Source organism: Hymenobacter agri (assembly GCF_054778495.1).
The window spans coordinates 19,789-45,037 of sequence record NZ_BAAGZM010000001.1; the positions used below are offsets into that span (position 1 = coordinate 19,789).

General features: G+C 55.2%; 30 protein-coding genes. 11 read left to right on the forward strand and 19 right to left on the reverse strand.

Annotated elements, in window-relative coordinates:
- Nucleotides 1-58: 58 nt before the first annotated feature.
- Together ACYVDE_RS00070 and ACYVDE_RS00075 are read right to left on the reverse strand one after the other, a co-directional pair.
- Nucleotides 59-346 carry a hypothetical protein gene (locus ACYVDE_RS00070; protein WP_138081947.1) on the reverse strand — a complete coding sequence of 96 codons (288 nt, stop codon included), beginning with the start codon at nucleotides 344-346 and terminating at the stop codon, nucleotides 59-61.
- On the reverse strand, nucleotides 336-1,424 hold the full coding sequence (locus ACYVDE_RS00075; protein WP_138081945.1) for a GIY-YIG nuclease family protein: 1,089 nt from the start codon (nucleotides 1,422-1,424) through the stop codon (nucleotides 336-338). The genes ACYVDE_RS00070 and ACYVDE_RS00075 overlap by 11 nt, the downstream gene beginning before the upstream one ends.
- Nucleotides 1,425-1,603: 179 nt before the next feature.
- Here ACYVDE_RS00075 and ACYVDE_RS00080 point away from each other — a divergent pair, with 179 nt between their 5' ends.
- The 10 genes from ACYVDE_RS00080 to ACYVDE_RS00125 all read left to right on the forward strand — a co-directional run bounded on the left by ACYVDE_RS00080 (nucleotide 1,604) and on the right by ACYVDE_RS00125 (nucleotide 8,716).
- Nucleotides 1,604-2,113 carry an FtsZ/tubulin family protein gene (locus tag ACYVDE_RS00080; RefSeq protein ID WP_171025833.1) on the forward strand — a complete coding sequence of 170 codons (510 nt, stop codon included), beginning with the start codon at nucleotides 1,604-1,606 and terminating at the stop codon, nucleotides 2,111-2,113.
- Between the two features lie 28 nt (nucleotides 2,114-2,141).
- A complete protein-coding gene (locus ACYVDE_RS00085) occupies nucleotides 2,142-2,465 on the forward strand; it encodes a sigma factor (RefSeq protein ID WP_138081941.1) in 324 nt (107 codons plus the stop codon).
- 156 nt (nucleotides 2,466-2,621) lie between these two features.
- Entirely contained in the window at nucleotides 2,622-3,533 is a 912-nt protein-coding gene (locus tag ACYVDE_RS00090; protein WP_171025832.1) for a helix-turn-helix transcriptional regulator, read from the forward strand.
- Nucleotides 3,534-3,612: 79 nt separating this feature from the next.
- Nucleotides 3,613-5,322, forward strand: a complete 1,710-nt coding sequence (locus ACYVDE_RS00095) for a DUF262 domain-containing protein (RefSeq protein WP_138081937.1) — start codon at nucleotides 3,613-3,615, stop codon at nucleotides 5,320-5,322.
- Nucleotides 5,323-5,944: 622 nt separating this feature from the next.
- A complete protein-coding gene (locus tag ACYVDE_RS00100) occupies nucleotides 5,945-6,223 on the forward strand; it encodes a type II toxin-antitoxin system RelE/ParE family toxin (RefSeq protein ID WP_138081933.1) in 279 nt (92 codons plus the stop codon).
- A gap of 33 nt (nucleotides 6,224-6,256) precedes the next feature.
- On the forward strand, nucleotides 6,257-6,565 hold the full coding sequence (locus ACYVDE_RS00105; protein ID WP_317129515.1) for a HigA family addiction module antitoxin: 309 nt from the start codon (nucleotides 6,257-6,259) through the stop codon (nucleotides 6,563-6,565).
- Nucleotides 6,566-6,682: 117 nt separating this feature from the next.
- A complete protein-coding gene (locus ACYVDE_RS00110) occupies nucleotides 6,683-7,003 on the forward strand; it encodes a hypothetical protein (protein ID WP_460499486.1) in 321 nt (106 codons plus the stop codon).
- Between the two features lie 3 nt (nucleotides 7,004-7,006).
- Nucleotides 7,007-7,825: a hypothetical protein gene (locus ACYVDE_RS00115; RefSeq protein WP_138081927.1), complete on the forward strand. Its 819-nt coding sequence runs from the start codon at nucleotides 7,007-7,009 to the stop codon at nucleotides 7,823-7,825.
- Nucleotides 7,826-7,846: 21 nt separating this feature from the next.
- Nucleotides 7,847-8,158 (forward strand): antitoxin VbhA family protein, encoded by a 312-nt coding sequence (locus ACYVDE_RS00120; RefSeq protein ID WP_138081925.1) that lies wholly within the window; start codon nucleotides 7,847-7,849, stop codon nucleotides 8,156-8,158.
- A gap of 102 nt (nucleotides 8,159-8,260) precedes the next feature.
- Nucleotides 8,261-8,716 carry a hypothetical protein gene (locus ACYVDE_RS00125; RefSeq protein WP_138081923.1) on the forward strand — a complete coding sequence of 152 codons (456 nt, stop codon included), beginning with the start codon at nucleotides 8,261-8,263 and terminating at the stop codon, nucleotides 8,714-8,716.
- 64 nt (nucleotides 8,717-8,780) lie between these two features.
- Here ACYVDE_RS00125 and ACYVDE_RS00130 read toward each other — a convergent pair whose 3' ends face one another.
- Nucleotides 8,781-9,266, reverse strand: coding sequence for a hypothetical protein (locus ACYVDE_RS00130; protein ID WP_138081921.1), 486 nt, complete (start codon nucleotides 9,264-9,266; stop codon nucleotides 8,781-8,783).
- A gap of 228 nt (nucleotides 9,267-9,494) precedes the next feature.
- Between ACYVDE_RS00130 and ACYVDE_RS00135 the strand changes: the two genes are divergently transcribed.
- A complete protein-coding gene (locus tag ACYVDE_RS00135) occupies nucleotides 9,495-10,592 on the forward strand; it encodes a Fic/DOC family protein (protein WP_460499496.1) in 1,098 nt (365 codons plus the stop codon).
- Between the two features lie 14 nt (nucleotides 10,593-10,606).
- Here ACYVDE_RS00135 and ACYVDE_RS00140 read toward each other — a convergent pair whose 3' ends face one another.
- The 16 genes from ACYVDE_RS00140 to ACYVDE_RS00215 form a co-directional block, all read right to left on the reverse strand.
- Entirely contained in the window at nucleotides 10,607-11,155 is a 549-nt protein-coding gene (locus tag ACYVDE_RS00140; RefSeq protein WP_138082111.1) for a hypothetical protein, read from the reverse strand.
- Between the two features lie 155 nt (nucleotides 11,156-11,310).
- The gene (locus ACYVDE_RS00145; protein WP_138082109.1) at nucleotides 11,311-12,516 is read right to left on the reverse strand and encodes a hypothetical protein; all 1,206 of its coding nucleotides are present in this window, start codon (nucleotides 12,514-12,516) and stop codon (nucleotides 11,311-11,313) included.
- Nucleotides 12,517-12,579: 63 nt separating this feature from the next.
- Nucleotides 12,580-12,870: a hypothetical protein gene (locus tag ACYVDE_RS00150; RefSeq protein WP_138082107.1), complete on the reverse strand. Its 291-nt coding sequence runs from the start codon at nucleotides 12,868-12,870 to the stop codon at nucleotides 12,580-12,582.
- Between the two features lie 30 nt (nucleotides 12,871-12,900).
- On the reverse strand, nucleotides 12,901-14,067 hold the full coding sequence (gene traN, locus ACYVDE_RS00155) for a conjugative transposon protein TraN (RefSeq protein ID WP_138082105.1): 1,167 nt from the start codon (nucleotides 14,065-14,067) through the stop codon (nucleotides 12,901-12,903).
- Between the two features lie 9 nt (nucleotides 14,068-14,076).
- The gene (traM, locus tag ACYVDE_RS00160) at nucleotides 14,077-15,222 is read right to left on the reverse strand and encodes a conjugative transposon protein TraM (RefSeq protein ID WP_460499487.1); all 1,146 of its coding nucleotides are present in this window, start codon (nucleotides 15,220-15,222) and stop codon (nucleotides 14,077-14,079) included.
- 11 nt (nucleotides 15,223-15,233) lie between these two features.
- Nucleotides 15,234-15,848, reverse strand: a complete 615-nt coding sequence (gene traK / locus ACYVDE_RS00165; protein WP_138082102.1) for a conjugative transposon protein TraK — start codon at nucleotides 15,846-15,848, stop codon at nucleotides 15,234-15,236.
- Nucleotides 15,849-15,887: 39 nt separating this feature from the next.
- Nucleotides 15,888-17,006, reverse strand: a complete 1,119-nt coding sequence (locus ACYVDE_RS00170; RefSeq protein ID WP_138082100.1) for a hypothetical protein — start codon at nucleotides 17,004-17,006, stop codon at nucleotides 15,888-15,890.
- 48 nt (nucleotides 17,007-17,054) lie between these two features.
- Nucleotides 17,055-17,498, reverse strand: coding sequence for a hypothetical protein (locus ACYVDE_RS00175; RefSeq protein ID WP_138082098.1), 444 nt, complete (start codon nucleotides 17,496-17,498; stop codon nucleotides 17,055-17,057).
- Between the two features lie 37 nt (nucleotides 17,499-17,535).
- On the reverse strand, nucleotides 17,536-18,177 hold the full coding sequence (locus ACYVDE_RS00180) for a hypothetical protein (RefSeq protein WP_138082096.1): 642 nt from the start codon (nucleotides 18,175-18,177) through the stop codon (nucleotides 17,536-17,538).
- A gap of 31 nt (nucleotides 18,178-18,208) precedes the next feature.
- Entirely contained in the window at nucleotides 18,209-18,856 is a 648-nt protein-coding gene (locus ACYVDE_RS00185) for a hypothetical protein (protein WP_138082094.1), read from the reverse strand.
- Between the two features lie 27 nt (nucleotides 18,857-18,883).
- A complete protein-coding gene (locus ACYVDE_RS00190; protein ID WP_138082092.1) occupies nucleotides 18,884-21,376 on the reverse strand; it encodes a TraG family conjugative transposon ATPase in 2,493 nt (830 codons plus the stop codon).
- A gap of 27 nt (nucleotides 21,377-21,403) precedes the next feature.
- Nucleotides 21,404-21,736, reverse strand: a complete 333-nt coding sequence (locus ACYVDE_RS00195) for a DUF4133 domain-containing protein (protein ID WP_138082090.1) — start codon at nucleotides 21,734-21,736, stop codon at nucleotides 21,404-21,406.
- Between the two features lie 9 nt (nucleotides 21,737-21,745).
- Nucleotides 21,746-22,057: a DUF4134 domain-containing protein gene (locus ACYVDE_RS00200; RefSeq protein ID WP_138082088.1), complete on the reverse strand. Its 312-nt coding sequence runs from the start codon at nucleotides 22,055-22,057 to the stop codon at nucleotides 21,746-21,748.
- 47 nt (nucleotides 22,058-22,104) lie between these two features.
- On the reverse strand, nucleotides 22,105-22,992 hold the full coding sequence (locus ACYVDE_RS00205; RefSeq protein ID WP_138082086.1) for a hypothetical protein: 888 nt from the start codon (nucleotides 22,990-22,992) through the stop codon (nucleotides 22,105-22,107).
- A gap of 27 nt (nucleotides 22,993-23,019) precedes the next feature.
- The gene (locus ACYVDE_RS00210; RefSeq protein WP_138082084.1) at nucleotides 23,020-23,679 is read right to left on the reverse strand and encodes a hypothetical protein; all 660 of its coding nucleotides are present in this window, start codon (nucleotides 23,677-23,679) and stop codon (nucleotides 23,020-23,022) included.
- A 40-nt stretch (nucleotides 23,680-23,719) separates the two neighbouring features.
- A complete protein-coding gene (locus tag ACYVDE_RS00215; RefSeq protein ID WP_138082082.1) occupies nucleotides 23,720-24,526 on the reverse strand; it encodes a ParA family protein in 807 nt (268 codons plus the stop codon).
- Nucleotides 24,527-25,249 lie beyond the last annotated feature (723 nt).

Below are 25,249 nucleotides of genomic sequence, written 5' to 3' on the forward strand. Positions count from 1 at the left end.
GCGCTGCAAGTGAACGAAGAAGCTGCTCGTGCCAAACTATCGCAATTACCTAAATCCGTTAGTCCTGCCCATTTAGGTAGTCCTGCCAGATTTCTTCCCACTCGCTCAGGTGGGCCTGCGCGGATTCATAGCTTGGGAAGTCGTAGGCAATGACATCGGCCAGGTATTCCTTCTCCCACTGCTTCGTGCCTGGGTGCAGCACATAGACTGGCCGGGTCTTGTACTCCACCAGCAGTTGCCGAGTGTCGTTGCCGTCGATGAGAAACGGCGACAGCTTGAAGCACTTGATTTGGGCCAGGTCGAGCGTCAGGCCCGCGTGCGTGGTAATGGCTGCCTTATTGTTCATGGGATGCTTTCTGGTTAAGGCCGTGGGCGCGGGAGCCGAGCTTTTTCATAAAGAGGTATTCGCGTTTGATGACTTCGGGCCGGGTCATGGTTTTGGGCAGGGTCATCAGGACGGTGAATTGGAAATGCCGGCCGTGCTGAGCGTCGGTGGCCAGGAGCTTGACCAATTCCACGTTGCCCCCATGGCCCCGCGTGGCCACGTAGTCTTTCCAGCGGCCCCAGATGCCTTCCGTGCCGGAGGCCGAGCCAATGTATTGCTTCCCGCTGGACTGGTCCAGTATCAAGTACACCCCGGCCGTGGCCGAGAGCATCCGGTACCACTCGTCGCGGGGCGACTGGTTGGTGACGAGTTGCGTCAGCTCCGCGAACGAAAGGGTGAAATCCAAGTAGTCGGTAAAGGGCTGGCTGAACGGCTTGGGCTGAATTTCCAGTACCGTCTTGCCCACTTCCGGCCGCAGCCATTGGTGCCAACTGATGGCGGCCCTGCCCCAGTCAAAGATGACCCGCTCTTTCAGGTCGGCAAAGCCGGGCACTTCGACCAGGTTGTAGTAGTAATGTTCTTCGGTTTCGCGCTCGATGCCCTGCACCTGAAACACCCCCACAAAGCGAGACTGGCTGCCCGGCTCGCCCAGGCAGGCCACGAGGAAGTCGCATTTGTCAAACACGCGGTTCCCTTGCTGGCGCTGGTAGTCGAGGAAAGCCGGCCGGTGGTTGCGGTAGAGGTCGTGGATGTCAAGTTTACCGCTGGTATCGCGGTGCCGCACCAGCTTCGTTTTGGCCGTGCGCGGGAGGCCGCGGGCATAGAGCAGTTCCTGCAAGGTGATGGGGTTACCGCGCCCGGCTTCATCCGGGGCTTCCTTATAATGATAGACGCAGCCATCGAGTACCCCTTGGTCCAATTCGGGGTAGCTGAATACGATTTCCCGCCCGTTGGCTTCCCGCAAAATGGTGCACAGCTGTTCCGGGCCAAACCCCATCATATAAGTTATGGGGCTCTCGGCCGCTGGAAACTGCTCCTGGTAGGCATCCAGCAACGCGGTAAGCTCGCTTTCCTGGTCTGAAAGTAGTGGGTTGGTCATTCGATTTGGGCCGGGGGATTAGCAGCCGGGCCTAATAAGAGCCAAAGAATCGGTCGGTGCAAATCGAAGATATCCCGAACATTTAGCTTAACCCCGGCAGCAATTCTCCGGCCCGGATGAGAACGACACGTTCTGTCGTCGTCTGCCTGCACCTTCGTATAAAATTGGCACCTCAACCCATGCAGACCTCACTCATCCCACCCCTCGCAAGCGGCCCAGCCCAGGCGGATGCCCTGTTCACGTCCTGGCTACAGGAATGCGCCGACGTGCCGGCCAAGCAGGCATTGACACCGGCCACAAAATCCGGCCTGTTGACCGTCTTGCACCACATCCTGGCGGATACCGGGGATATCAATGTAGACCACCAGGACGTTTGGGCACTGCTGGCCGGGGCTACCTGCCTTCAATTCGGCATGGCCACCGGGGAGGGCCACAACCGCGCCGCAGTTGTCGGACAGCAGCTGTGGACAGAATCCACCGTGCTCGGAGATGCTACACTACCGGCCCACCGGATTTTGCTGGCCATTCAAAGCGGAACGGCGACTGAATTGGAAATGGACGAGCTAACCTACCTACTGGAATACGTGGTGAGCCAGGCCGGCGACCAGGCCGAAGTTGTGTTTGGGCACGGCCTCAATCCGGCCCTCGGCGAAAGCATCCAGGTGATGATGCTCGTCAGCCGGCAGTAAGACAACTCCTACCCTTCTGAGTAACCCCATGCTACGACCGCTGCGCATTGTTAAATTGGAGTGTCAGACCGAGGAAGACCAGCAAGCCCGGGAAGAGGTGCTGAACACTCCGATACCTCCCGGCCTTCCACCGGACACCAATATGCTCCTGGTTTCCGTTGCCCGCCGCTACCGGGGGCGGGGCCTGAGCCTGGCTGAACTGGTCGAGGCCGGGAAAGAAGGCTGGCAGCAGGCACAGCGCTACTTTGGAGCCGATACCGACAAGTTCGAGCGGTGGGGTCTGCTGTGGGTGCAGGAGAGCATGTTGATGGCCCTTTACGACAATGAAAATAAGGCCGGCCCGCCATCATAAAGGGAGTTTGCCGGCCGCTACTTATCCTTACCTTGCACCTTGCTTACGCTTCTTCAGGAGAGCAGGTACCGTCCGTTTGCCTTCTACTCCAGGGGATGAAATAGGGCAGCGTATTCGGTTGAAATCCTGGACGAACGGAAGCCCTTGCTTTCTTCTGTGACGACCCACGCCCATTTTCTTCGTCAACTTTTAGTGGTCCTGCGCCTGCAGCACCTCAAGCGGGCGGTGCCTTTTGAGGAGTTGCGCGACTACCTGTTGGAGCAGTCCTCGCTGCGGGACCTGGCCGCTAACTACTCGCAGCGCACTCTGCAGCGGGACTTGCCCCAAATCGCCGAGCGCTTTGGCGTTACCATTGGGCACGACCGGCGAGCCGGCGGCTACGTGATTGTCTCGGCAGACCCGTTGCCGGAAGGCTACCAGCGACTGCTCGATGCCTTTGAACTGCAGGAGTTCCTGCGCCTCCCGACGGCCCTGAGCCCGTTTGTGCAGTGGGAGTCCCGTCGGCCCTTGGGCACGGAATGGTTGCAACCGTTGCTGCGCGCCATTCAACTGCGCCGGCAGGTCGCGTTTCAGTACCATAAGTTTTGGGAGGAAGCGCCCACCAACCGGACTGTTTCGCCCTTGTTGCTCAAAGAATTCAAAGGCCGGTGGTACCTGCTGGCGCACGAGCCGGCCCGCCAGGGGCTGCGGTGCTTTGGGCTCGACCGCATCCGGGCGCTGGAATCGACAGTTCTTTCATTTGAGCCCCCTGCGGACTTTGAGCCCAATACCTACTACGCCCACAGCTTTGGCATCATTCGCCCTGACCACGAGCCGCCAGCTGAAATTGTGTTGGGGCTGGAACCGACCCAAGGCCAATACCTCAAATCGTTTCCTCTCCATTCCTCGCAACGGATTTTGGTGGATACGGACGAGGAGCTACTGATTCAGCTGACCGTCTACAACACGCACGACCTGCTAATGGAACTGCTCTCTCTCGGTGACCAAGTGCAAGTATTGGCCCCGGCTTCGCTCCGGGCGCAGGTTAAGCAAATTCATGCCTCTGCCATAGCGTGGGCCTCTATGTAACACAGCCAAACGCCTCAGAGCACATAGTAGGGCGATTCACAAGCCGAACAATCCTAAGTACCACAATCAACCCAACTGAATGGAATCGTCCACTACCATCAAGAAAATGCTGAACGGCAACAAAATTGTCGTTCCCTCCTATCAACGCGCCTATTCGTGGGATACTGACCCGAAGAAAGAGAATTCCAATAAGCAGGTCAATGTGTTTCTCCGGGACTTGGAGGAGTACAATATCAGTTCAGCTAAAACGGCCTACTACTTTGGGCACTTTCTTTTTGAAGAAAAATCGGTTGAGGACTTCGCCGTCGTTGATGGCCAGCAGCGGCTCACCACCATTGTCATCTTTCTCTCGGCATTGTTTGCCCGTCTGAAGGCGTTGCGACCATTGACTGAGCAGGAAGAGACCAGCCGTGAGTCCATGCTTCGGGTACGGTCTACCTACCATTTTGAAACCGTGAGTTATGACCGGCAACTCTTCAAGGAATACGTCATTGACCAGGAACGGACTGATAATCGGGGACTGAAAACGACTTCTGCCAAACGCATTGTGGCAGCCTTCGATTTTTTTACCCGCGTTCTGGCCGAGAAGGATGAAGCCTACCTCGTGAAGATGCTGGCTACGGTAAGTTCCGCGACCTGTTCCACGCACCCGGTAAAGGATGAATCAGAGGCCATTCAAATGTTCATCTTTCAGAACAACCGCGGCAAGAAGCCTTCCAACCTGGAGTTGCTCAAGGCCCAGTTCATGTTCACCGTGCACCTGCAAGGCGGGGATGAAAAGGATGAACTCATCAATGTAATTAAAGAACGCTTTGAGAGCATCTACAAGTCCATCTCTTCGATTGAAAGCAAGTTTAAGGAAGATGATGTGTTGGGTTATACCGCGCAGGTCTACTTCAATTCGTTGGCGGAAAGCACACCACTCGAACGGGTCAACAAAAAGCTCGCTGGCTCAAATCCCATCGGATTCATCAAAGCATTTACCCTGTCGCTTTATACTAGCTTTCAACACCTAACAACTTTCTACACCGAGGACGAGCCACGCCATCATGAAATTCATTCGCTGATAACTCTCGGAGGGTTCAGCCTAGTAATCCCGTTTATCATCAAGGCCTATTCCTTCCGCCTGCCGGTCGAGGACATCTGCCAACTGTGTGTTTCCTTGGAATCAGTGGTCCTGCGCAGCCGTATTATCGGTACCAAGGCGGTCCTGACGTCTCGCCTCAGCGACGTATACGCCAAGTTTAAGCAAGATAATCCTCCTATCCAGCCGACTATCCAGCCGATAGTGAAGCAGGTCGATTTCTTAAAGACCACCACTGACTGGTGGTTTGCCTACTGGAACAACACGGAGTTGGAAAACGCGCTGCAAGGGTGGCTGCACCCCTCTACTGCCAAGTTCCTGTTATGGAAATACGAGAACCACTTGGCGAGCAACGGAAAGCGCGGGTATGCCCTAGCGCGATTTGACGCAATAGAGAGCCCGGAACTTGAGCATATTGCCCCGCAGACCCCTCCTAAAGGCGAACCGGTAGCAGCTGGTTATCCCCTGTACGATGATGACTTTCGCAACAAGTACATCGACTGCCTTGGCAATTACCTGCTTCTTTCCAAGTCACACAACTGTTCGGCTGGCAACAAGCCGTTTCAGGATAAGCGTGCTTCCTACACTCATTCTGCACAGCAGCGGGAAATACAGACCTTAAGCGAAAAAGCAGGCATATGGAGCAAAGAATTGATTAAAAGCAGAAAGGAGACAATCATCAAGTTCATCATGGAGACCTTGTAGTCGGCATGAAAAGGCAGGCTGCATCATCATTGACAACTGTGTCTTAGAGAGCACTTACAGGGAAGCCGAAAACTGTATAGAGTAGGCAATAACACTTTTTGTTAATATATAAATGAGCAACTTTTATTGTAAACATTGTGGCGGCAAGCAGTCGTCCATTTCCATGCTGACTTCTATCACATGCCCACGGCATCCCCTCGGTGCTAATAAAGGGAAGCACGCCTTATATGAAGGCTCTGAAAAGAGCCAGTATGCTTGCAAAAACTGCGGTAGCAAGCAGTCGTCCATCTCCATGCTGACCTCAATTACTTGTCCCAGGCACCCTCTTGGGGCAAACAAGGGCAAACACGAGCCAGCACTGTAATCACGGTGGGTGGGGTTGCAGAAGCTATCTGTATCCCCACCCATCGTGCTTATATGTGCCTAATAGGACTTCTGAGACTTGAGCTTTAAGGCGCATGAAGTAGGTAAGCGGAGCAGTAGCATGCAGGAAGGATTCTTTTAAAGTTTTTATGTAACGTGAAACGTTACAGGTTACATTTGCGTTGTATTTCTGAAACCAACCCCCGTTACCAGCGACAGATGACCAGCACCAGAAATCCTCACAACGCCCGCGTACCGGATGATACTTTCCCTTCAGAGCAAACCGCTCAAGCAGCTGTATGAAAAAGGCGATGCCTCCAAGCTCCCCGCAGACCATCTAGTTAGAATTACTAATGTGCTCACCCGCCTTGATGCCGTGAAACGGCCCGAGGAAATGAACACGCCCGGTTCCGATTACCACCAACTGAAGGGGGACCGAAAGGACTTCTACTCGGTGAAGGTGAAAGCCAACTGGAAAATCATCTTTCGCTTCGAGGGCGAGGATGCGCTAGACGTTGATTACCTGGATTACCACTGACCCACTCGTAAGAAAGCGCCCACCAACATGCCCATGTTCAATCCTTCCCACCCCGGCGATTTGATTCGCGAAACCATTGAGGGGCTGCGCGAAGAAACCGGGGAAAAACTGACCATAGAAGAAGTGGCCGAGGGGTTGGGCACCACCCGCAAAACCTTGTCGGCCATTCTTAACAAGCGCCAGGGCGTGACGCCGGAAATGGCCTTGCGCCTGGCCGCGGCATTCCGTAACACCACGGCCGAGTTTTGGCTGACCGTGCAGGAACGCTATGACCTTGCCTTAGCCCGCCAGCGGACCTCCGTGGCTAACGTGCGCGTATTTTGGGAGCCGGCTCAAGCATAGCATCCTTACCCTGCCATGAGCCTTTCCCTTTCTTCGTCTGCTTTGAAACGCAGGCAGCAACAGCGACAGCAGCCCCGGCAAGTTCTTAACTTGCCGGCCAACCAGCCCAAGTTAGATATGAGCCAGGCCCTCACAAAAACCGTCATTGCCCAGGATTCACCTAACGGCGGCGACACCGACCACTTGCTTCCCGTCATTGAGTTTCTGAAGGCCCAGGGCTACACCCCAGCAGCCGGTGACGAGTTCCAGTTCAACCGCGACGGTTTGGGTACCTATGGCTTTACCGAGCCCCTCGACGTGGAGCTATTGCGCAAGCACTTTGAATTTCCGGCCAGCATTACCCTCTCACCTGGGATGCTGCACGACAGCCGCCACTTTGTACGAATCGGCCAGGGCATCCCCAACCAGCCTGCCCGCAAGTTCTCATTTGAGGCATAAGGAGTGAGCGTAACCATTCCCCCAGCCGATACCGCCGCCCGCCAGGCGATGACCGACCAGGGCAACGCTCTTTACCCCGGAGTGGACCAGTGGGAACACCCCAAGAAAGGACTACCGGCCGGCAAGATGCTCGTGCAGTTCGACTTTCGGGATGCCGACGTCATCAGAAAGAGCCAGAGCACGGCCAGCGTGTACTTCACCGACGCAGATACGCTGATGAAGTACCTGACCGAGAAAGACCAGGTGCAGGCGCGGGGACTGGCCGAAGCGTTGCAGGTTGGCCCCTACCGCCCGGACCCGGACAGCCCCCATCTCTATAGCCAGAACGTTGCGCTTTACCAGTTGCAGCGGGAACTAAGGGCCGAGCAGGTGCAGGTAGCCCAGCCGGCCGAGTTTGGTGAAGGCCATACTCGTAACAATCTGCATTGGGGTGAGGGAGTCGGTAAGCAGTTCTTTATTGCCATCCCCCGCGACCAGTTGTTAGGCGGCGAGAATCCCTTGCTGAAGCTGAGCGGTGTCATGCCGTGCATTGACCGGGAGCACCGCTTGGATTGGATGAAGCAGGCCGAGCAGCAGAAGCAGCCCGACCAGGGCGTGAAAGAAGCCGTGGCCCGGGTCTTTGAAAGCCGTGTACAGCAACTGCTAAATGGCAATCCGGAGCAGCAAGAGCGCGGCCAGGAAATTGCCGAGTTGCTGAAGGTTCGCCGCTCCTTTGATACGCCGGCCCTCGACCACCCCAGCTTGAAAAAGTTGCCCACTCCCCCACTTACCCCCGCTACTTCCACAACAGACAAACAGCGCCGCCGAGGCCCCCGTTTCTAGCCCAATTACGTATCTTGTAGTATGGAAAAGACCCCGTATTTCTCCGACAACGAGCGCACCGAGCAGCAGCGCCGCGACGTAGTAAAGTTCGCCGTCGGTGTGTCCATGAGCCAGAACCGGCACCCATCGGCGCAACTCGTGGAGTTGCAGAACCGCTACATCGCCGGTGAGATTGACTTGGAGCAGTTATCGGCCGTCCTCGATGCCGAGTACGCCCCGGCACCAGGTCCTGACCCTTTGGCCAAGTACGCCCCCGGCGAAGGTCCCCAGGTGGAGCCCGCGCACGAGTACAGCCCGTATTTGCACTTTGAGGAACGCATCGTTAGCCTCTAAGCACCCATCCCATTAAGCCCGGCCACTTGCCGGGTTTTTTGTGCCCTTTTCAGGCATAGGTTTTTAAATATTTTTCCACCCCAGAGGCCATTTAACATACCGATGCCAGACTACCAACCCGGAGATATCTGCAAATTCACTACTCCTGAACAAGAAGCCCGTCATCCTTTCGCAGTGATTGGAAAGTGTGATAATGACAACTATTTAGGATGTATGATTACGCATGGAGACCCCAAGATTTGGGTGGATAACATGCCAATGAGTCCCAGCTATTTTGTCGAACGGGATGAGAACGGAATCGCTCATGAAGTCTTCTATTCAGTAGAAAACGGCGTTGGTTCGCACTTTCTGAAGGTTGGCTTAGAAAAATGTACTGGTCTCGATGTGTATCGAGCCGGCCGACTCACAGAAGAAGGTCTTAGGGAACTTACTAGAATAGTCAAAAAGACTGCCCCTGAACTTTGGGATGTCTACGTGATTTACTCAAGGGCTCAAAAGGAGCACAACATTAGAGTTGCTAGAAGCAGGGCTAGAAAACTGAGAGAGAAGAAGTTGTGATGGAATGGGGGAAGACGCCAGAAAACCAGCAACCGGTACGCGGATTCCGAAGTGAGGTTGGTATCTATCTCTTCAGTATATCATCCATGAAATAGACAGTGAAGTAGAGTGGTTGGCCACCTTCCAACTCCATATAATAGATGGCCTTGCCATTGGTTATGATGCCTCCCTTGGTAATGTCTATGTATTGCTTGCCCTCATAATTCCATTTCGTAATTCTGTTGTTTTCAACCAGGTAGCTGTTAGCCCCACAGTCATTCCCAGTCGTTGTAGACATAATGGTATTGTGCCAGCCATCAGATATTGACTGTGGGTAAGTCCCAGCACTTTCATACATCTCTTTGGTCTGCGAAATACACTCTTTTACCTGGCTATCATAAGCCGCTTGACCTGCTGCTCTCTGTTCTAGAGCCCTATTGGAATTGCGTTGGTTGGTGTTAGACCTTGTCTGTACCTTCTGCTCTGGCAGGGTGCTATACCGGCTAAGTTGGGCGTTGGCATGACTAGTAATCACTAGCGAAAGAAGGAAGAGTAAAAGGCCGTTTTTCATTGTCTTTCAGTTAAGGACCAACTGCTGTTAGCTAATAATTGGCTCAAAGTAACAGATAGTTTAAGCAGATAATCGTTTAGCGTGTAAATCCGCCCTGTTGCAACAAGAACCCCCTTTATGGCTGACCTCTTTACCAACCCGGCCGATGGCTTGCTTTATAACAACGTCCGCGCAACCAGCGAGACACAGCTAGACCGTCTGGAAGCCGACTTGTCAATAAAGCGGCTGATGTTCGTTCGGGCGCAGGTAGGCTTAGTCGCCCCCAGGCAGCCCTTAGAGCCCATCGTTGGCCCGTCCTATGTCATCCCCCCTATCCCGCGCTCCTTTGACGAGCAGCACTTACGGGCCATGCACCGCTACTTATTTCACGACGTGTACCCGTGGGCCGGCGAAACCCGCCAGGACCGGGGATTTCAGGGCTATAAGCCTGCGGTGAACATACAGGCCGACCACATGATGACCTACGCTAACCACCGTCGCGTGGGCGCCGACGTGGCCGCTATTACGGCGCAACTCACTGCCGAGAATAATCTAAGAGGGCTATCCAAGCCGCAGTTCGTGGAACGGGCCGCGTACTATCTCGACCACCTCAACCACGTTCACGCCTTCCGCGAGGGCAACGGCCGCACGATGCAAGCGGTTCTGATGCAGCTGGGCCACCAGGCTGGTTATCGCCTCGATTTCCAGAAGGTGCATAAGGAGTTTAACCTTGCCCGGGATACCGGCATTGTGGGCATCTCGACCAGCGCCCACGAGAACCAGACCCGCTTACGCTACCTGCTCGATGCGGCCACCGGTGAGCTACCAAGTGCCGCAGCCAAAGCAGCACGCCATCCAAGTCAGGCCCGCCCCCTGAGCGCTCCCACATTGGAGGTGGCGCAGCTAGAGGCCCTGCGCGAGTTGAAGGCCAGCAGCCAGCGAGTAGGCATCCGCCACGCTCAGGAAACCGGGGCTCCCTTAAAGGACGCCAACGGTGCAGCGATTATGTCCCCGCTTCTTACCTACGTGCAGGCCGCCGTGATGGCCCGCCCGGCAGCCCTCACCGAGCAAGCCACGCTGGATGAATTGCAGAAGCCCTACGTAGTGGTTGCCCGCTCAGCCGCAGCGCAGTTGTCGGATAAGGCCATGCTCCTGCGCTACTCCCAGGCAGTTGGCCAGGCCGTGAAGGTCTTCCGGCCCCAACTCAACCAGCAACAGCACGGCGTGACGTTGCAGCAGCCAATTACGCAACATGAACCAAAGGGTGAAAGGGCCTTGTCCAATCCAGCTCCTCCCAAACAACAAAAAGCCCCCGAGCCAAAGCGACGAGGGCCTAAATTAGGCTAAAGCAGGAGCAATACTTACTTATTGGTCCACCGGTAACCCCGGCTATAAGACCAGTCCATCAGGTCCGGGGCGCTATGCTCGGTGAAGCGGTAGCGGCCGAAAGCGAACAAGGCAAAGGCCAGGCCCAGACCCCATCCCCACAGCGGGCCAGCGGTAGGAAACGAGCTGATGACCAGTGACCGAACCAGCCAGCCCGGCAGCAGGCAAGCTACACTAACGCACAGTGCGAAGGGTAGCAGCCAGAGCCGGCCCGGGCGGTGCCGCAAAGCCACTATGCACCCCTTAAGCCAGTATAGACCCGCGAAAGCCAGGAAGGCTACCAGAACCATGCCGGTCACGCGCACGGCCCCGAGCATTGGACCAAGGAAGTCCAGCGGAGCCATTACAACAAAGCCGAGAATTAGAAACGGAGCTGCTACCAAGACTTCAACTGCAATCCGAGTGCCCGCGATAAATGCCCAGGCAATGAGAGTGCCTAAGCCTTTCCCGAACTGGCTGGAGGTTTGAGCAGAGTAACGCTGAGCAGAGCGGCCATCCTCGTAGCCTTGTTGGTAGTTGGGCATAGCAATCAGAATTATAATGGGGGTATCAAATTACTTGTACCACTCTATATTATCCTCGCTCCTACAGAGAACCTGCTTATCTACGTAAACGGAAAGCGTAGAGATGAGCTTGACAATGCTGCATTAATACTTTCATTTAAGTGTGACCTTCTACCCTATTTGGTACTCAAAGATTTAAGACGCTTTTCTACTTTGCGTTCAAAGTCACTCAGACTGTCGGCCGATTCACGGAACAAGGTAGACTCCTTCATGATTGTTGCGTGCCAGCGCTTAACCGTGTCCAACAAAATAGCGTCGCGGACCAAGAAGAATTCGGTAGCTGCGCACGCTAGCGCGTGCTGGCAATCAAGTGCAAGCCCCCCTGTTGGCAGTTTCCCTTTATTGAGAGTGCGTTCCATCTCGTTAAAAACAGCTGATGAATACAGCTTTGGTACATCCAAAAAGGGTGAAAAGCGTGCTCCTAGAGCTTTCAAGACTACATATCTATCGTTCCTGGTAATTCGGCCAGACGCGAAGGCAGCAGTGAGGGCTTGCGGAAGTGGCGTTGGTTGAAAGGCTGGATTTGTTGACTCGAGGGGATGCACGGTGGCCCATCCCCGAACAACCTGTTCAACACCAGCAAAACACACCTCCAGGTCTTCAGAATAGAGAAATACCTGGTAGATGGACGAGCGAAGCTCATCTTGTGCGTAGCCCTCAATAAACTCGGCTTTATTGTCCTTGAGAAACTTGATGGCTCTTTTATCGACCTCAAAGGACTCCTCCAACAGGCTGTCCTTAAGGTCAGTTAATTCGTCAAGGCTTTTGTTATCATATGCTGCGAATGCGTCTTGCGCCTGCACCGTTACCTGGCGTAATCCTGCCAGTCGTTTCTGTAGTTCAGCCAACGGGTTCCTGAATATTTCTCCCTGTATAAGCTGGCTGATGATTTTGGGGGCGATGATGCCCGCAAGACCTTTTGAGCAGTCGTAGTCTCTCAACGCCGCTAATTGACCTAGCAACGCTATATACGTGCGAGATGATTGCCTCGAAATCCTTTGAAACCGCGATTCATTAATGGTGCCCGGCCAGTTTCCATTAACATGGCGGAGTAAGTTATGAACGATGATAAATTCATAGGTGGGCAACATGCGATGCCCGCTGATAAGCGTATTGAGCGCCCGTGCCATGTTATGACGATGGTCCAAGTCCTTGGTCAGCGCGATTTCAAGGCAGTTGGTCGGGCTGGCGTAGACTTCTATGTGGCCTTTTTGAGTCTGGTCCAGAAGATAAGCTCCCCATTTGGTAGTGGTCCACTCTTGCTTAGGTGGGGCAACATCATTCAGAATGTTATGGTCAAGGTAAACGCTAATTGGCTCCAAAGTCGAGGGATAATGCGAGAGAAAGGGACTTGAAAGTTTAAGGATGAAACACAACCTCAAAGGCTACGCACTCATTACCATGAGTGCCACGTCAAGCATCAATACCAGGGAAATCAGACCTACAGTCACATACCAAAACGTGCGCAACAGGCCAGCATTGAACAAGCGTGATACTCCAAGCATGGTCAGCAGCATAACTGAGTGCACAATGGGTTCTGGTACGCGGTTTTCCCCAAACACAACCGTAGCGCCGGCTACTAGCACCAGCATTGCCATCAGCGCATAATTTGGGCTAGGATTCTCAAATAGGCTAGCTAGTAGGGCCGCTAATCGGGGCGATTGAGTGATTTTCATGGCGCGAAAAAGCATAAGGTAAAGCCGAACTTATTGGAACGTTCGGGCCTTGAGCAGGTCCGAATTCGCAAGGTGGAGCTTGACGTTACGCCCGCCCCCCTTCTCATAAACTTCGATGATGAGCTGCTTTTGGTCCGGGATGGTAAACTTCTTGAAAACGTACACCTGTTCCAGTTTGCCTTTTACGTCAATCTTCTTTTGGGAGCCGTTGTAAACGTAGATAGGGGTGATTTCAATGGCTTGCTCGGCTGTGCGCTTCGCTACTTTCTTATCCTGAATGTAGAACTTCACGAAGTCGACGTCATAAGTCACGTTCGACTTGTTGGCAACGTGCAGGGGGAAGAACAGCGTTTCTTGCTTGTAACCAACGTCGCCACACTTAACGGTGAGCTGGTTTTTGCTTTCGCCGGCCGACGAGCCGCCCCGTGCCAGTGCCTGCTTGGAGTAGGCATCCAAGTTGCCTTGGGGAATGGGCGAGTTTGATAGAATGGCTTCCCCTGATTCACTGCTGGTAACCTGCGAAGATGCTGCGCCCATGTCGAGGCTGAGCACCTTGGGGTCGTGCTGATAGTTCACCGTGAACATATACAGCTTGCCGTTCGAGGTGAGCACCGTGATGTTGGTCTCGGGAAAGCGGGTACCCGCTGATTTTACGCGCACGATATTCTCCGCGCCGGTAGCCTTGGCCGCGATGATGCCCGAGTTACCCAGGTCCACATAGGTAACCGGATAAGGAAAAACCAGGTGCGTTGTTTTCTGGTCGCTCACATACAGCGCCGTAGTGGGCAGCTTGCCCTTATCGGCGCTGCCATTGGCCGTGCCCAGGTCGATGCCCACCATGCGCGGGCTCCGCTGATAATTCACCACAAACGAGTAGAGCTTGCCGCCCGTCGTTAGCACGGTCATGTTGGTTTCCCCAAAACCCGCGCTGGCTGCCTTCACGCGAACGATGTTTTCCGAGCCGGTTGCCTTGGCGGCAATCAGGCCGGTACTGCCCAAATCGACATAGGTAACCGGACTGGGAAAGACCAGGTGGGTCGTTTTCTGGTCGCTCACATATAGTGGCAAGGTGGGTAGCTTAGTGGCTTCGGTCGCATTGGGTAGCTTCTGAGATGACGCGGTAGTTTGAGCCACCGCACTAGTGGGGCGAACGGTGAGCAGCACCAGGGTCAGCGCCAGACAGGAGGTCGTTTTCATAAGGAAGAGTTATTCTTTGTCCACTTTGAGCATGATATTGTAGCCAGCCTTCAGACGGACTTTCACCATCCGAATCTTGTTTTTGCCGAGGCCTTTGGCGGCACTTACCGCCACCCCCGCCGCGGCCATTGCCGGGTCGGCACTCATCGTCATCATATCGGCCGCGTCCATGCTGTTGGCGCCGGCCTGCTTGGCTGCGTCCCGCGAGGCCGGAAACACGTTGTTGCCGGATTTAAGCGTTTCAATGGCAATGCTGAGGCGTTCGCCGGCCAGGCTGCACTTGCCGTAGATAAAGGTGTTGGCCGGCAGCTTGTGTCCGTTAATGACGGCCGGTTCCGTCAGGCGCATCTTCACCAGGGACCCCGAAACGACCTCCTGCGATTCGTGGATGACCGCCGGCAGGGTGTTGGCTTCCGTACCCGCGTTGCCTTCCGAATCAAAGCCCTGGAAAGAAGCCGTGCGCTTCCGGCCAGTACTATTTGAGCCCAGACGCGACACGACCGCGTCCTCGTCAATGGCCCGCACCTTGGTGACCGGTTTTTTCTTTTTGGGAACTGCGGCCATCGTTCGAGGAGCTGCACCGCCACTGGCTGCGTTCGACTGCGCCATAAGCGTAGCCATCTGCGCCTGCGCCCGCGCTTCCGCTAATTCCCGCTCGTGCTCCGACCGCATCAGCTCCATTTTTTCCTCCGGGGTGAGTGAGCCAGGCTGCGAACCGGCCTGCGCGGTCGTGTTGGCCGCCATGCCCCCGTTGAGCTGCGCCTGCTGCGCGGCAATGAGCTGCGCTTGGGCCGCGGCGACCGAATTATCAACCGAGCCGTTCGGGCCGGCTTTACCGTCGGCCTGGATGCCATAGGAAAGCCCTCCACCTGACGCGGTATCAATCCTGGAATCAACCAGGCCCCGGTTGCGCATGGAGTCAACCGGGCTGGCGTAGGCTTCCAGCTTACTATCCGTTATCGTAGCCTTCTCAGCAGTCGGCAATTCGGTATTAAAGCCGGATTCGACGTTTTGCGCTTCAGCCGGGGTGCCTTTGCCACCGCCACCCAGGAAGAACATGACCGCCATAAACGGTACCCCTACGATGGGTAGGAAGGTCGCCATTTTACGGGTTCGTAAGAATTGCGCGTCGTGTGGTTTAGCAGGTGTTGCCATGAGAATAGGTACTAGCGGGGGGTAGTATTCAGGTCTTTGTTTTGCAGTACCCGCCAGTTTTCCATCAGGAAGCCGTGGGGATTGTTCTCCGAGCGCGTCACGTCGCGCAGCGAGCACTCCGAAATGAGATTGCGGTTGGTTATCGACGTGGCTCGGATAACGCGCTGATGCGCGAAGCAGCGGGCGGTAAGGGGCCGCGAGCCGCTTATTACCACGCTGTCCACAGTCGTTTCCAGGCTGATGTTTGCCGCTATCAGGTCGTTGTAAAAGCCCTTCTCTTTGAAGTTCTCATACTGCTTCTTCGCCGAGTTGTCCGCCAGGTACAAGGCCTTGTTGACGTTGTTGTTGATGGCCTTCTGGTCCGGGTCTAGGGTGAAGAACAACTCATGAAACCGGGTGACGTGGCTGCGGGCCTCGACGGGCCGGTTGGCCCGCGCATCCTGCGCGCCGGCGGTGAGCAGCTGGCCGTTCTCCAACACGTAAATGCGGTTCGCTGCCGCGTTGGTCGTTTTGAACGCGAAGTAGGCAATGGTGCCGGCCAGCAGCAGCACCGCGACAATGAAAATCAAGGCCAGCGTTTTGACCTGCTGAAAAGCAGAGTCGATGGTTTTAAGGGAAGCAAACATGAAGGATAGAGTTTGAGGTGAAGGGTAGAGCCGCCCCGGTTAGCTTTGCTTGCGGGGCGTAAGCCGGTCCCGCACGTAAGCGCCCGCCCGCTGACCAAAGGCTTCTCCCCGCGTCGCATTCTCGCCGGCACCTGCCCGGCCGAGTATTCCCTGACCAGCCCCTACCCCAGCGCCGAGTACATCCGCGCCGGTCCGAACGCCAGCACCACCCGCAGCACCGGCAACGGCCGCCGTCGTGGCCGTCGTGGTCGTAATGAACGACGTGGCAGCGTTACCCACGCCCGAGCCGTCAATGAGCATATCCGCTGCTTTGGGAACAAAAATGTAGCCCACGATAGCCAGCACGAGCATACACAGGTAGGCGATGTCGGCCGACTCCACACTGCCGCCGGCCTGCAACTGCCGGATGTTCTCATTGAGCATGGTTACCTGCACATGCGCCAGTACCGCCGCGTAGATGTTCGCGACGGGCACCCACAGGGAAATGGTGAGGAAGTAGCCGAACCACTTCATTAGTCCGCCCCCAAAACCGGGGATGATGGCAATGCCGAAGGCCAGCGGTCCGGCGACGCTGAGCAGCACCAGCAGGAAGGTGGAGATAAGGCTGATGGCCAGCTTTGCGGCTAGAGCGCCCAGTTCCAGGATGGATTTGGTCCACTCCCGGAAATTCTGGCCCACCGAGTACTGCACCTGGTTAAAGGCCAGGCTGGCCTTGCGGCCAACGTCCAGCGCCCCAAGCTTGCCTAGCTCCTTCTCGTATTCCTCGTTGATGGCCATATCCGACTTGGCTTTGGCGTCGGCGGCTAATTGGTCCCTGGTAGCGGTGAGCCGGTTGACTTCGGCTATCTGTCCCATCCGTATGTCATCGGTGCCGTGCGCCACGGCCATGGTTATGCCCCGCAGCGCTCCGCACAGGGGCACGAACAGCAGGATAGCCAGGCCGATAGCAAACGGCCTGAGCAGGGGAAATAAGTCGATGGGTTCAGCCCGGGCAATGTTGCCCCATACCCGGCTGCTGATGAACAACAGGGCTCCAATGCCGCCAACGGCGCGGCCCAGGTTGATAAACAGGGAGGTAAACGTGAGCATTTCCGTGTAAATGGCTTCAAGCTTTTGCTCATAAGCCGCCATGTTCAAATCAATAGCGGTAGGGTCCATTGGAGAGAAAGGAGAATTCAGGATGGGGGTAAAAGGGCCAGAGCGGGCTTATTGGGGCAGGTAATGCTCGTTGTGGATGCCAGCCAGCTTTTTCTTGGCCAGGTTCAGCACGCTGGCCTGCTTTTCGGCTATTTCCCCGACCAGGGCGACTTGCGCCGGGTCTTGGGCTTTGGCAGGGTCGAGTTGGTCGAGGGCGGTAAGATTGGCCTGGCTTTGTCCGATGAAGTAGGTGTAGTCCTCTTTGGACTTTTGCACCCGCTTCGGGCTCAACTTCTCGTTGCCTTTGAGTTGGCCGAGCTGCACCAGGTATTCTTGTTGGATGCTGAGCAGCCGCTGGTGCTGCTGGCGAACGGTATCTACGCGGGGGTCCGGGTTGGCACTGGCTGCAGAAACAGTATCGGCCGGAGCCGTCGTTGTTGCCGTGCTGGTCGTTGCGTCCGAGCCGCAGCCAGCCAATAGTATCCCAAGCCCCAGGATAAGGGAGGTTTTCATAACACAGAAGGAGATAGGTGGGTGAAGGACTGTGCCCTTAGCGGGCAGTCATAAAGGCACTCATGGCTTCGCGGTCCTGCACCTGCTGGGCCTGGTGCTGCGCGATGGCCCGGCACTTGTTGCTGAAGTAGTTCATCAAGTGGTGCTGCCTGGCGATGCGGTCGGCGATGTTGTCGATAAACTCTATCCGCTCCGGGTCCGTCATTTTGGCCCGGCTGGCACTGAGCACCCCGGACAGCTCCCCCAGCAAGGCTACGTTCTCTTGCAAAAGCGCCTGGTACACCGTTGAGGCTTCGCTAAGCTGCGCGGGCGAGAGCTGCTTGGTCCGCAGTTCCGGGATAGCGGTAGCGAACTGATTAATCATCTCGCTTTGGTGCGTGTAAATCTCGCGTACCCGGCGATAGTTGCGGACCCCGGCACTGATTTGCAGCAGGCTGCTATACCATTGGTCGTGCAGCTGCTGTGTTTTGTCAATGATGCCCTTAATCTTGCCGCTGACCACTTTCATGTCGTTGGCCAGCAGTTTGCCCTGTCCCAGTAGGGTGGTAGAAACGCCTTGGTGAACGACCTGCTTACGGGATTGGCTTTCCGCAATCGGCGCCGAGATAACTGATTGGGCATAAGCCGGAGCGGCAAGTAGGGCTAGACCCAGGGCGAATAACTTGGTAGTTGCTTTCATGGCAGTAGAGGGAAGTAAGGAGTAAACAGGACTAGCGGGCACCCATGAAGGCGTTGAGTGCCTGTGTGTCCTGCGCCTTTTGCTCAGCCATGTGCATCTGCACGAAATTTCGCTCCGTGTAATATTGAATTAGGCCCAACTGGTCGGATATTTTGGTGTCCAGCTTATCGATGAAGCGCATCCGCTCGGCATCCGTCATTTTGAGCATGGCCGGGCTGACGATGGTTTGCAGGTCAGAAAGTGTGTTGGCGCTTTCGGTCAGCATCTTGGTATAGGTAGCCGTCATGAGCGAGAGCTGTTCCGGCTGCACGTAGCGCGACTGCCGCAGCGTTTCAATGGCAGTTGAGTAGGTCTGGATGATTTTTCCCTGCTTCTCAAACACAGATTGAACGCGCCGGTAATTCCGAACGGCCGAGCTGACCTGCAGCAGGCCGTCGTACCAGGTCTTGGCCAACTGCAGGTTTTTCTCCGAGAAGACTTTGGTCAACTCCTGCTCCTTCACGCCGGCTTTCACCAGCACGTTAGCGGCTTTGGAAAGGCCTTTCATGGTGTTCTGCAAGCCGGTCTGTACGCCCGACTGGACTTCCAGCACCGGGGCGGTTACGACGAGCTGCGCGGAGGCTTTGCCAGCACTCAGGCACAGGATAGCCAGGCCAAGGATGGTGACTTTCGTTTTCATGTTTTTCCCCTTTTGTTGAAGTGAGACTTACGCCCGGCCTTCGCGGAGGTCGGCGGCAAACAACTTGATGGCCGTGGGCATGTCCCCGGTCTGTTTGAACTTCTCGAAAAGCTTCACCTTTTCGGTTTCCTCGGTGGTGTAGGTCACGTATTCCTCCTTCGACACCTCGATGGCATAGACCTTCGATACGACTCCGCCCAGGGAGATAAACACCTCCGTGTAGCGGCCCCGCGTAGACTTGTTATCCCGGTTGATGCTCAACACCAGGTCCTTTTCCTTGGGCGTCAGGGAGAGCAGCGCCTGTATCTCATCGAAGCGGTTGATGAACTTGCGCTGGTCGAGCAGAATCTTGCAATCCGAGTTGTTGATGATAGCATCCTTCACAATCTCGTTGCCGATGATGTCATCTATCTCCTGGGTTACCACGATGGCTTCCCCAAAGAACTTCCGCACCGTTTTGAACAGGTACTTGATGTAGGCCGCCATGCCCGGCGTGGTGAGGGCCTTCCAGGCTTCCTCAATCAGAATCATCTTGCGGATGCCCTTCAACTTCCGCATCTTGGAAATGAAGGTTTCCATGATGATGAGCGTGACCACCGGAAACAGGATGGGGTGGTCCTTGATGTTGTCCAACTCGAAAACGATGAAAGGCGCGTTCACCAAATCCAGCTCCTTTTCCGAGTTGAGCAGGTAGTCGTACTCTCCGCCCCGGTAATAGGGCTTCAGTACATAGATGAAGTTGTCGATGTCGAAATCTTTCTCCCGGACCTTGTCTTCTTCCAGCAGCTTGCGGTAAGGGCCCTTCACGTACTCGTAAAACGAGTTGAAGCTAGGCTTAACGGCCGGGTTGGCTTCCAGCATCACGTAGTAGGTGCTCACGGCCGTAGAGAGCGAGACGTACTCCGACTGGCTCACGCTTTCGTCGTCTTTTTTCCAAAGCGCCTGCAGCAGCGTTTTGATGGATTCCTTTTTCTCGACGTCCAGCTTGCCCGAAATCAGGAAGGGGTTGAATGCGATGGGGTCGTCTTCCTCGTAGGTGAAGTACACGCCGCCCACCAACTCACACAGTCCTTTGTAAGAGTTGCCGGTGTCGACCAGCAGGACGTGCGCGCCCTGCTCGTAGTACTGGCGCACCATGTGGTTGGTGAAAAACGACTTGCCCGAGCCCGAAGGACCGAGCACAAACTTGTTGCGGTTGAAGATGATTTGTTTCTTCATCGGCTCATCCGAGATATCGACCAGCACTGGTTTGCCGGTGAGGCGGTCGGAGAGCTTGATGCCCTTCGTGGCGCCCGTGGAGCGGTAGTTGGTCTCGCTGGCCCAGAAGCAAACAGCCTGCTCGATGAAGGTGTAGAAGGTCTCTTCCGAGGGGAAGTCGCCGGCGTTGCCCGGGATGCCGCCCCAATAGAGCGCGGCAATGTCCACGGTGTTCTGCCGCGGCTTGCAGTTCATGGCGTTGAAGGCCGCGTTCACCAGCTTGCGAACTTCCGTCAGCTGGTCCTCATTCTGGCCCCAGGTGAGCACGTTGCAGTGCACCCGCGCCGGGCGGCGCTTGGTAGCAATCAACTCGTTGAGGAAAGAGTTGTAGTACTCGAAGTTGATGGCGTTTTGCCGCGAGTAGAGGGACAGCGAGTTGAGCCGGTCCTTCTTCTGCTCAAACATCTTCACGGTCTTGGCCGTGTTATCTAGGAACACATACTGGTTCAGGATGTGGTTGGCCCCCAGCAGCAGCCCCAGAGGCGCGGCAAAGCTGATGGGAAAGTCCGATTGTTCGGTGCTGTATTGCTCGTAGCGAATATCCGTTTCTACGCCAATGGGTAAATCATCCAGGTTGGCGACCGAGAACATGTTGCATATCTCCGCGCCTACCTTGAGCCCTTCGGTCAGGTCCAGGTCCACTTGTACGGCCTGGTCGGACAGGTCCAGCGCCAGGTACTTTTCTAACAGCCCCGCCGCCTGCTCGGTGCCGGCCAGTTCGTCGGACGTGAGCCGGTGCGACTTGATGTAGGGAGCATTCGTGGGCCCCACTCCTTCCAGGGTCCGCACGAACTGGCCGACGCTGTCAAAGAAAGATTCCAGCTCCTTCGTGTCCAGCATTTCCTTGGGCACGATGTTGCGCCGGGCCAGCAGCCCCGAGGCACTTCCCCAATCCGGACGCTCCGAAGCGCACTTGGTGATGTAGATGTAGCAAAAGTGGTTGAGGAAGGGCCGCTCGTTGAAATGGCGCTCGTAGGAAGCCGAGAGCAACGTTCTTTCCGCCTCGAAGCCCGGCGCGTACTTGTCTTCCACGTACCAGTCCTGCTTGTGCACTACGGAGTGGTCCGGCAACAGGCGCACGGCCTTGACAAAGGCCGACTGCAGCTGCGCGTAATCTTCCCGGGAGAGGGTGAAGATTTCGGGCAGGTCCAGCCGAAAGGCTACCGTAACATCGGCGTTCTTCGAGATGAGGCAGTCCTTTTCAACCTTGTAGATGGGCTGCTTGGATTCCAGGGAAACGGAAGGCAGAACTTTGTTGCTCATGCGGTAGAGAGTAACCAAAACCGGGCGCTATGCGCGCCCGGTCCGGTCCTCGTTGAGATGTTGGAATAAGCGACTCTGCCGGTTCGTAATGAACTTGGGCGATGAGCGCCGAGCACTGGCTTTCATCAGGCCGTGCTCCCCATACTTGCGGTTGAGGGCAAATACCCCAGCCCACATTCCCCCGCCCACGGCGAAGGTTACCAGCATCGTAATCACTAGCGGGACACCGGCCAGGTACATGGCCACGAACAGAACGAACGTCAGGCCGATGCCAGCCACTAGGAAGTAAATGTTGCTTCCCACCAGCCCCTTGAATTCGACGGGCTTGTTAATGCCCCGGTTTAGGTCATAGGCAGGCATAGCCCAGGGCTACAGGAAGAACGAGCGGATGACCGTAGCCACAATAACCAGGAAAATCATCGAGCCAAACCACGACACGGCTGTTTTCTGCGTGTCCTGGTCGCCTGAGTTCCACTTGCTGTACACCTTAATGGCCCCAACCAGGCCCAGTACCGCGCCAATGGCATACATCAGATTGGTTAGCGGCTCAAAGTAGCTTGTTACTTGCGTCGTAGCATCTTGGATGCCAGCCGTGCCGTTGCCGCCCTGACCATACATTACGTGGGTAGCCAGTAATAGTATGGCGGTAGAAAGGGTGCGAACAGTGCGTTGGTTTTTCATAGAAGATGGTAAGGGAGATGGTGTTGGTAGGAAGGGAAAAGGAAGCGCTACGAATCGTCTTCTCCGAACAGGGCATTCAATTCCTGATTGCTTGCTGAAACCTTGTCTGCAATTAGAGTAGCCAGGGAAGTTTCATTCAATGCAACTGGTCCAGCTGGCCGGTTGCCAGCTCGCGCCTGAGCGATGAAGTCCACCACTGAAGTAGCCGAAAAGAGCTGTTCAGCAGCAGGTAATACATCGGCGGTTGAACCGATGGGTTCCTGAAACTCATAGAGCAAGTCTCCAGTGGTTGGAGAGCCATGCTCATAAGCTGTCTCGTCCTCTACGTGACTGAAGGTACTGATGGTTTCAATATCGCCTGTTTCGTTATTGTTTTTTTCAATAACGTCTTCCTCATCCACATTGGTTTCCTCGACCGGCATCTGAGCAGCTAGTTGCCGTGCCCGGGCTGCCAGTTCGGTATCTACCTCGTCCAGTTCCTCGGTGCGCTGCTCGTCGTATTCGGCGGCTGTGTCGGTTTCTGTTTCCGCTCCACCGGCTGAATCCATTGGCACCGCGGCGGACTCACCATCATCCAGGCCGGTAGCCGCTGCCGTAGAATCCGGCAGCGACCCGGTTACTTCCGCTACCTCCGGGCCATCAGGCAGGTTTGAAGCAGCGCCGTCCTCTACTTCCGGGGTTTCTACGTCGGCTTTCGATTCCGTTGCGGTAGGGGTAGCTACAACAAAAGCTGACTGAGTACGGACCAGCGAAGGAGGAACTGAGGCTGCAGAGGCAGCCCCCACCCCGGCGAGTTGTGCCCCTCCCCTACCCTTCCGGGTTAAGAAATCTGTCAATTCTTGCCGGTAATACAGGAAGCCGACCACTATGTAGTAGAGGGTGACCACTACCAGGACAAAAAGGGCAAAGTCACCCCAGGTATACTGATTAAGCATTTTGGAAAGGAAATGAAAGGTTGGGTTTTACTTTTTGGCCTGGCGTTGTCGCAGCTGCTTCGCGATGGCCTTCTGTATCTGTTGGTCGTTTTTGTCGATGAAGTGCTCGATGATGTTATGCACGATATCGGGCGCGGATGCCCCATTGCCTACGATGGTGCCTAGCAGTAGGAGATATTGGTAATGGGCATCTGTCAGCCGCATGGTAAATACCTTTTTGTCGGCTGAGGGCTTGAAAAGCGACGCCAACTCCACTGCCCCCACCTCTACGGTAGTCACTGAGTCAGGTATAGCCCCTGGCGACGGTTCTACGGCCGAGTCGTTGTCTTTAGTTGCGGCAGCCGCCGCTGGTGCGGGTGCTTTCGGTTCAGGTTCGGGTGTTGGCACCGGCGCCGGCGTCAAAGCCGTGGGCTCCGGAGAAGGGACTTCCAGCGCAGGGCTAGTCGCCGGCTCAGAAGCAGCCGGAACTGCGGCTTCAGGGGTTGGTGCCACCGAAGCATTTTCTCCCTTTTGTTCCTGATTATCTGGGGTAGTTGCCGGTGTAGGTGGTGTTTCCTGCACACTCTCTGACCCAGCATGTGCTGCAGGTGCTGCACTGGTGAGGTGATTTGTGGTTTCGGCTAAGCTGAGCATTTGAGAAAGCGCGGCTTTCTTCTCCTCGTCGCTTTTTGGTTTAGGTTTGGCCATGGGTCTGTAGGGCTTTTAGAGGGTGTGCGTGCACTAGGTGTTAAAGCGAATCATCCGAAGCCGCGGCCTCGACTGCATTAATAGCCGGCATCTCAATGGCTTTGCCGGAGGGTGTTGTTTTACCAGGCCCCAGGACGATATAGAGGATTTCCATTATCAGCTTGCCCAGACCCAGCTTTTCCAGTTCACGCTCAGGAAGCGCGAAGAGCGTCGAACGCTTCTCTTTGTAGCCAATCAGCAGTTCTACCCGGCTTTGCAGCAAGGGCAAGCCCTTCTCCTTGAAAAAGCTCTCTATGTTGTCGTAAGTGGCTTTTTTCTCCGCTTTTACATAGCGATTCCAGAAGGCGTAGTACCCGAGTAGGTTGGATTCGTCGGGGTCTGGTTGAGCTGACTTCAGGAAGCTCGCCAAAACCTGCATGTAGCCCACCGTAGATGCTACGGTGCCTTGGTCGGCTTCCATCGGCAGGAAGATGTACTGCACCATGCGGAGCAATTCGGGCAGGCCGGTGATGTTGATAGTACCAGGCGTATCTACCAGAATGAAATCGAAGCCCTGCTTTTCCAGCGCCTCAATGGAATCTACCGCCTTTTCCACGCTCGATATGCTGACCGGGTAGGGTGTGATTCCCTGATTGAGCAGTCGGTTACTGAACGACTCGTCCGTCTTGATTTTCTGTAACTCGTTGTTGCGGTATACCTGGACAGTGTTTTGGGGATAGTCACAGTCCAAAACAGCCACCTTGTAGCCATAGACATAGGCCAGGGCTGAGGCAACGTGTACGCCGATGGTGGACTTGCCCGCACCCCCTTTTTGAGTGGCAAAGGCAATTACTATTGGTTCGCTCATGGGTCAGTTTTTTAGTTAGGGAATAAACAAAGATAGACGGAACTATGAAACCTCAAAGCCTCATGGCCTCAAAGAAACTTTGAGGCTGCGCCCCATGATGCCAAGGCCTCATAGCCTCACATTATCACAGCGTCATAACCTCAAAGTATCATAGACTCAAAAACTCTTTGCGTCATAGCCTCAGAGCCTCAAAATATCATAGGCTCTAAGCCTCAAAGTATCGCGGCCTCAAATAGCCAAAACCCCAAAGCTCATTAGCCTCAAGGCCTCAAAGTATCAAGTGGGGCTCGTTGTTTTTAGTACGGGTATTAACCAATGTAGTTTCAGCCTCAAAGCCTCGCGTTATCACAGCCTCACGGCCTCAAAACATCTTAGCCTCACAGCCTCAATAAACCATTGCCTATAGCACTCACTTATCACCCAAGTAGCATACCCCTTCCCTCCTACTCGGAAGCCTAATTGAGATTGGCAAATGAGCCTCATAGCCTCAAAGTATCAAAGCGTCAAAGCCTCATTCTATCTTAGTCCTAGCCTCGTTCTGGAATCGTTCAACGGCCCCGTTCTGATAGCTCGTTCTTTCGTCCAGCAAGCCATGCCATTGTATATACAAACTTCGTTTGCATCTTACAATGGCACCGCCAAGTTCGCAGGCTCACTTGGCTTGGCTTGCTAAAGCAGACGACCTAAAAAGTAGCCTTAAAACTGAATTTGCCGTAGTTAGGC

Excerpts from the sequence above, each read along its gene's own strand:
- ACYVDE_RS00070 (WP_138081947.1), bottom strand. The coding sequence starts at position 346 with ATGAACAATAAGGCAGCCATTACCACGCACGCGGGCCTGACGCTCGAC.
- ACYVDE_RS00075 (WP_138081945.1), bottom strand. The coding sequence starts at position 1,424 with ATGACCAACCCACTACTTTCAGACCAGGAAAGCGAGCTTACCGCGTTG.
- ACYVDE_RS00080 (WP_171025833.1), top strand. The coding sequence starts at position 1,604 with ATGCAGACCTCACTCATCCCACCCCTCGCAAGCGGCCCAGCCCAGGCG.
- ACYVDE_RS00085 (WP_138081941.1), top strand. The coding sequence starts at position 2,142 with ATGCTACGACCGCTGCGCATTGTTAAATTGGAGTGTCAGACCGAGGAA.
- ACYVDE_RS00095 (WP_138081937.1), top strand. The coding sequence starts at position 3,613 with ATGGAATCGTCCACTACCATCAAGAAAATGCTGAACGGCAACAAAATT.
- ACYVDE_RS00100 (WP_138081933.1), top strand. The coding sequence starts at position 5,945 with ATGATACTTTCCCTTCAGAGCAAACCGCTCAAGCAGCTGTATGAAAAA.
- ACYVDE_RS00105 (WP_317129515.1), top strand. The coding sequence starts at position 6,257 with ATGTTCAATCCTTCCCACCCCGGCGATTTGATTCGCGAAACCATTGAG.
- ACYVDE_RS00110 (WP_460499486.1), top strand. The coding sequence starts at position 6,683 with ATGAGCCAGGCCCTCACAAAAACCGTCATTGCCCAGGATTCACCTAAC.
- ACYVDE_RS00120 (WP_138081925.1), top strand. The coding sequence starts at position 7,847 with ATGGAAAAGACCCCGTATTTCTCCGACAACGAGCGCACCGAGCAGCAG.
- ACYVDE_RS00125 (WP_138081923.1), top strand. The coding sequence starts at position 8,261 with ATGCCAGACTACCAACCCGGAGATATCTGCAAATTCACTACTCCTGAA.
- ACYVDE_RS00130 (WP_138081921.1), bottom strand. The coding sequence starts at position 9,266 with ATGAAAAACGGCCTTTTACTCTTCCTTCTTTCGCTAGTGATTACTAGT.
- ACYVDE_RS00135 (WP_460499496.1), top strand. The coding sequence starts at position 9,495 with ATGTTCGTTCGGGCGCAGGTAGGCTTAGTCGCCCCCAGGCAGCCCTTA.
- ACYVDE_RS00140 (WP_138082111.1), bottom strand. The coding sequence starts at position 11,155 with ATGCCCAACTACCAACAAGGCTACGAGGATGGCCGCTCTGCTCAGCGT.
- ACYVDE_RS00150 (WP_138082107.1), bottom strand. The coding sequence starts at position 12,870 with ATGAAAATCACTCAATCGCCCCGATTAGCGGCCCTACTAGCTAGCCTA.
- traN (WP_138082105.1), bottom strand. The coding sequence starts at position 14,067 with ATGAAAACGACCTCCTGTCTGGCGCTGACCCTGGTGCTGCTCACCGTT.
- traM (WP_460499487.1), bottom strand. The coding sequence starts at position 15,222 with ATGGCAACACCTGCTAAACCACACGACGCGCAATTCTTACGAACCCGT.
- traK (WP_138082102.1), bottom strand. The coding sequence starts at position 15,848 with ATGTTTGCTTCCCTTAAAACCATCGACTCTGCTTTTCAGCAGGTCAAA.
- ACYVDE_RS00170 (WP_138082100.1), bottom strand. The coding sequence starts at position 17,006 with ATGGACCCTACCGCTATTGATTTGAACATGGCGGCTTATGAGCAAAAG.
- ACYVDE_RS00175 (WP_138082098.1), bottom strand. The coding sequence starts at position 17,498 with ATGAAAACCTCCCTTATCCTGGGGCTTGGGATACTATTGGCTGGCTGC.
- ACYVDE_RS00180 (WP_138082096.1), bottom strand. The coding sequence starts at position 18,177 with ATGAAAGCAACTACCAAGTTATTCGCCCTGGGTCTAGCCCTACTTGCC.
- ACYVDE_RS00185 (WP_138082094.1), bottom strand. The coding sequence starts at position 18,856 with ATGAAAACGAAAGTCACCATCCTTGGCCTGGCTATCCTGTGCCTGAGT.
- ACYVDE_RS00190 (WP_138082092.1), bottom strand. The coding sequence starts at position 21,376 with ATGAGCAACAAAGTTCTGCCTTCCGTTTCCCTGGAATCCAAGCAGCCC.
- ACYVDE_RS00195 (WP_138082090.1), bottom strand. The coding sequence starts at position 21,736 with ATGCCTGCCTATGACCTAAACCGGGGCATTAACAAGCCCGTCGAATTC.
- ACYVDE_RS00200 (WP_138082088.1), bottom strand. The coding sequence starts at position 22,057 with ATGAAAAACCAACGCACTGTTCGCACCCTTTCTACCGCCATACTATTA.
- ACYVDE_RS00205 (WP_138082086.1), bottom strand. The coding sequence starts at position 22,992 with ATGCTTAATCAGTATACCTGGGGTGACTTTGCCCTTTTTGTCCTGGTA.
- ACYVDE_RS00210 (WP_138082084.1), bottom strand. The coding sequence starts at position 23,679 with ATGGCCAAACCTAAACCAAAAAGCGACGAGGAGAAGAAAGCCGCGCTT.
- ACYVDE_RS00215 (WP_138082082.1), bottom strand. The coding sequence starts at position 24,526 with ATGAGCGAACCAATAGTAATTGCCTTTGCCACTCAAAAAGGGGGTGCG.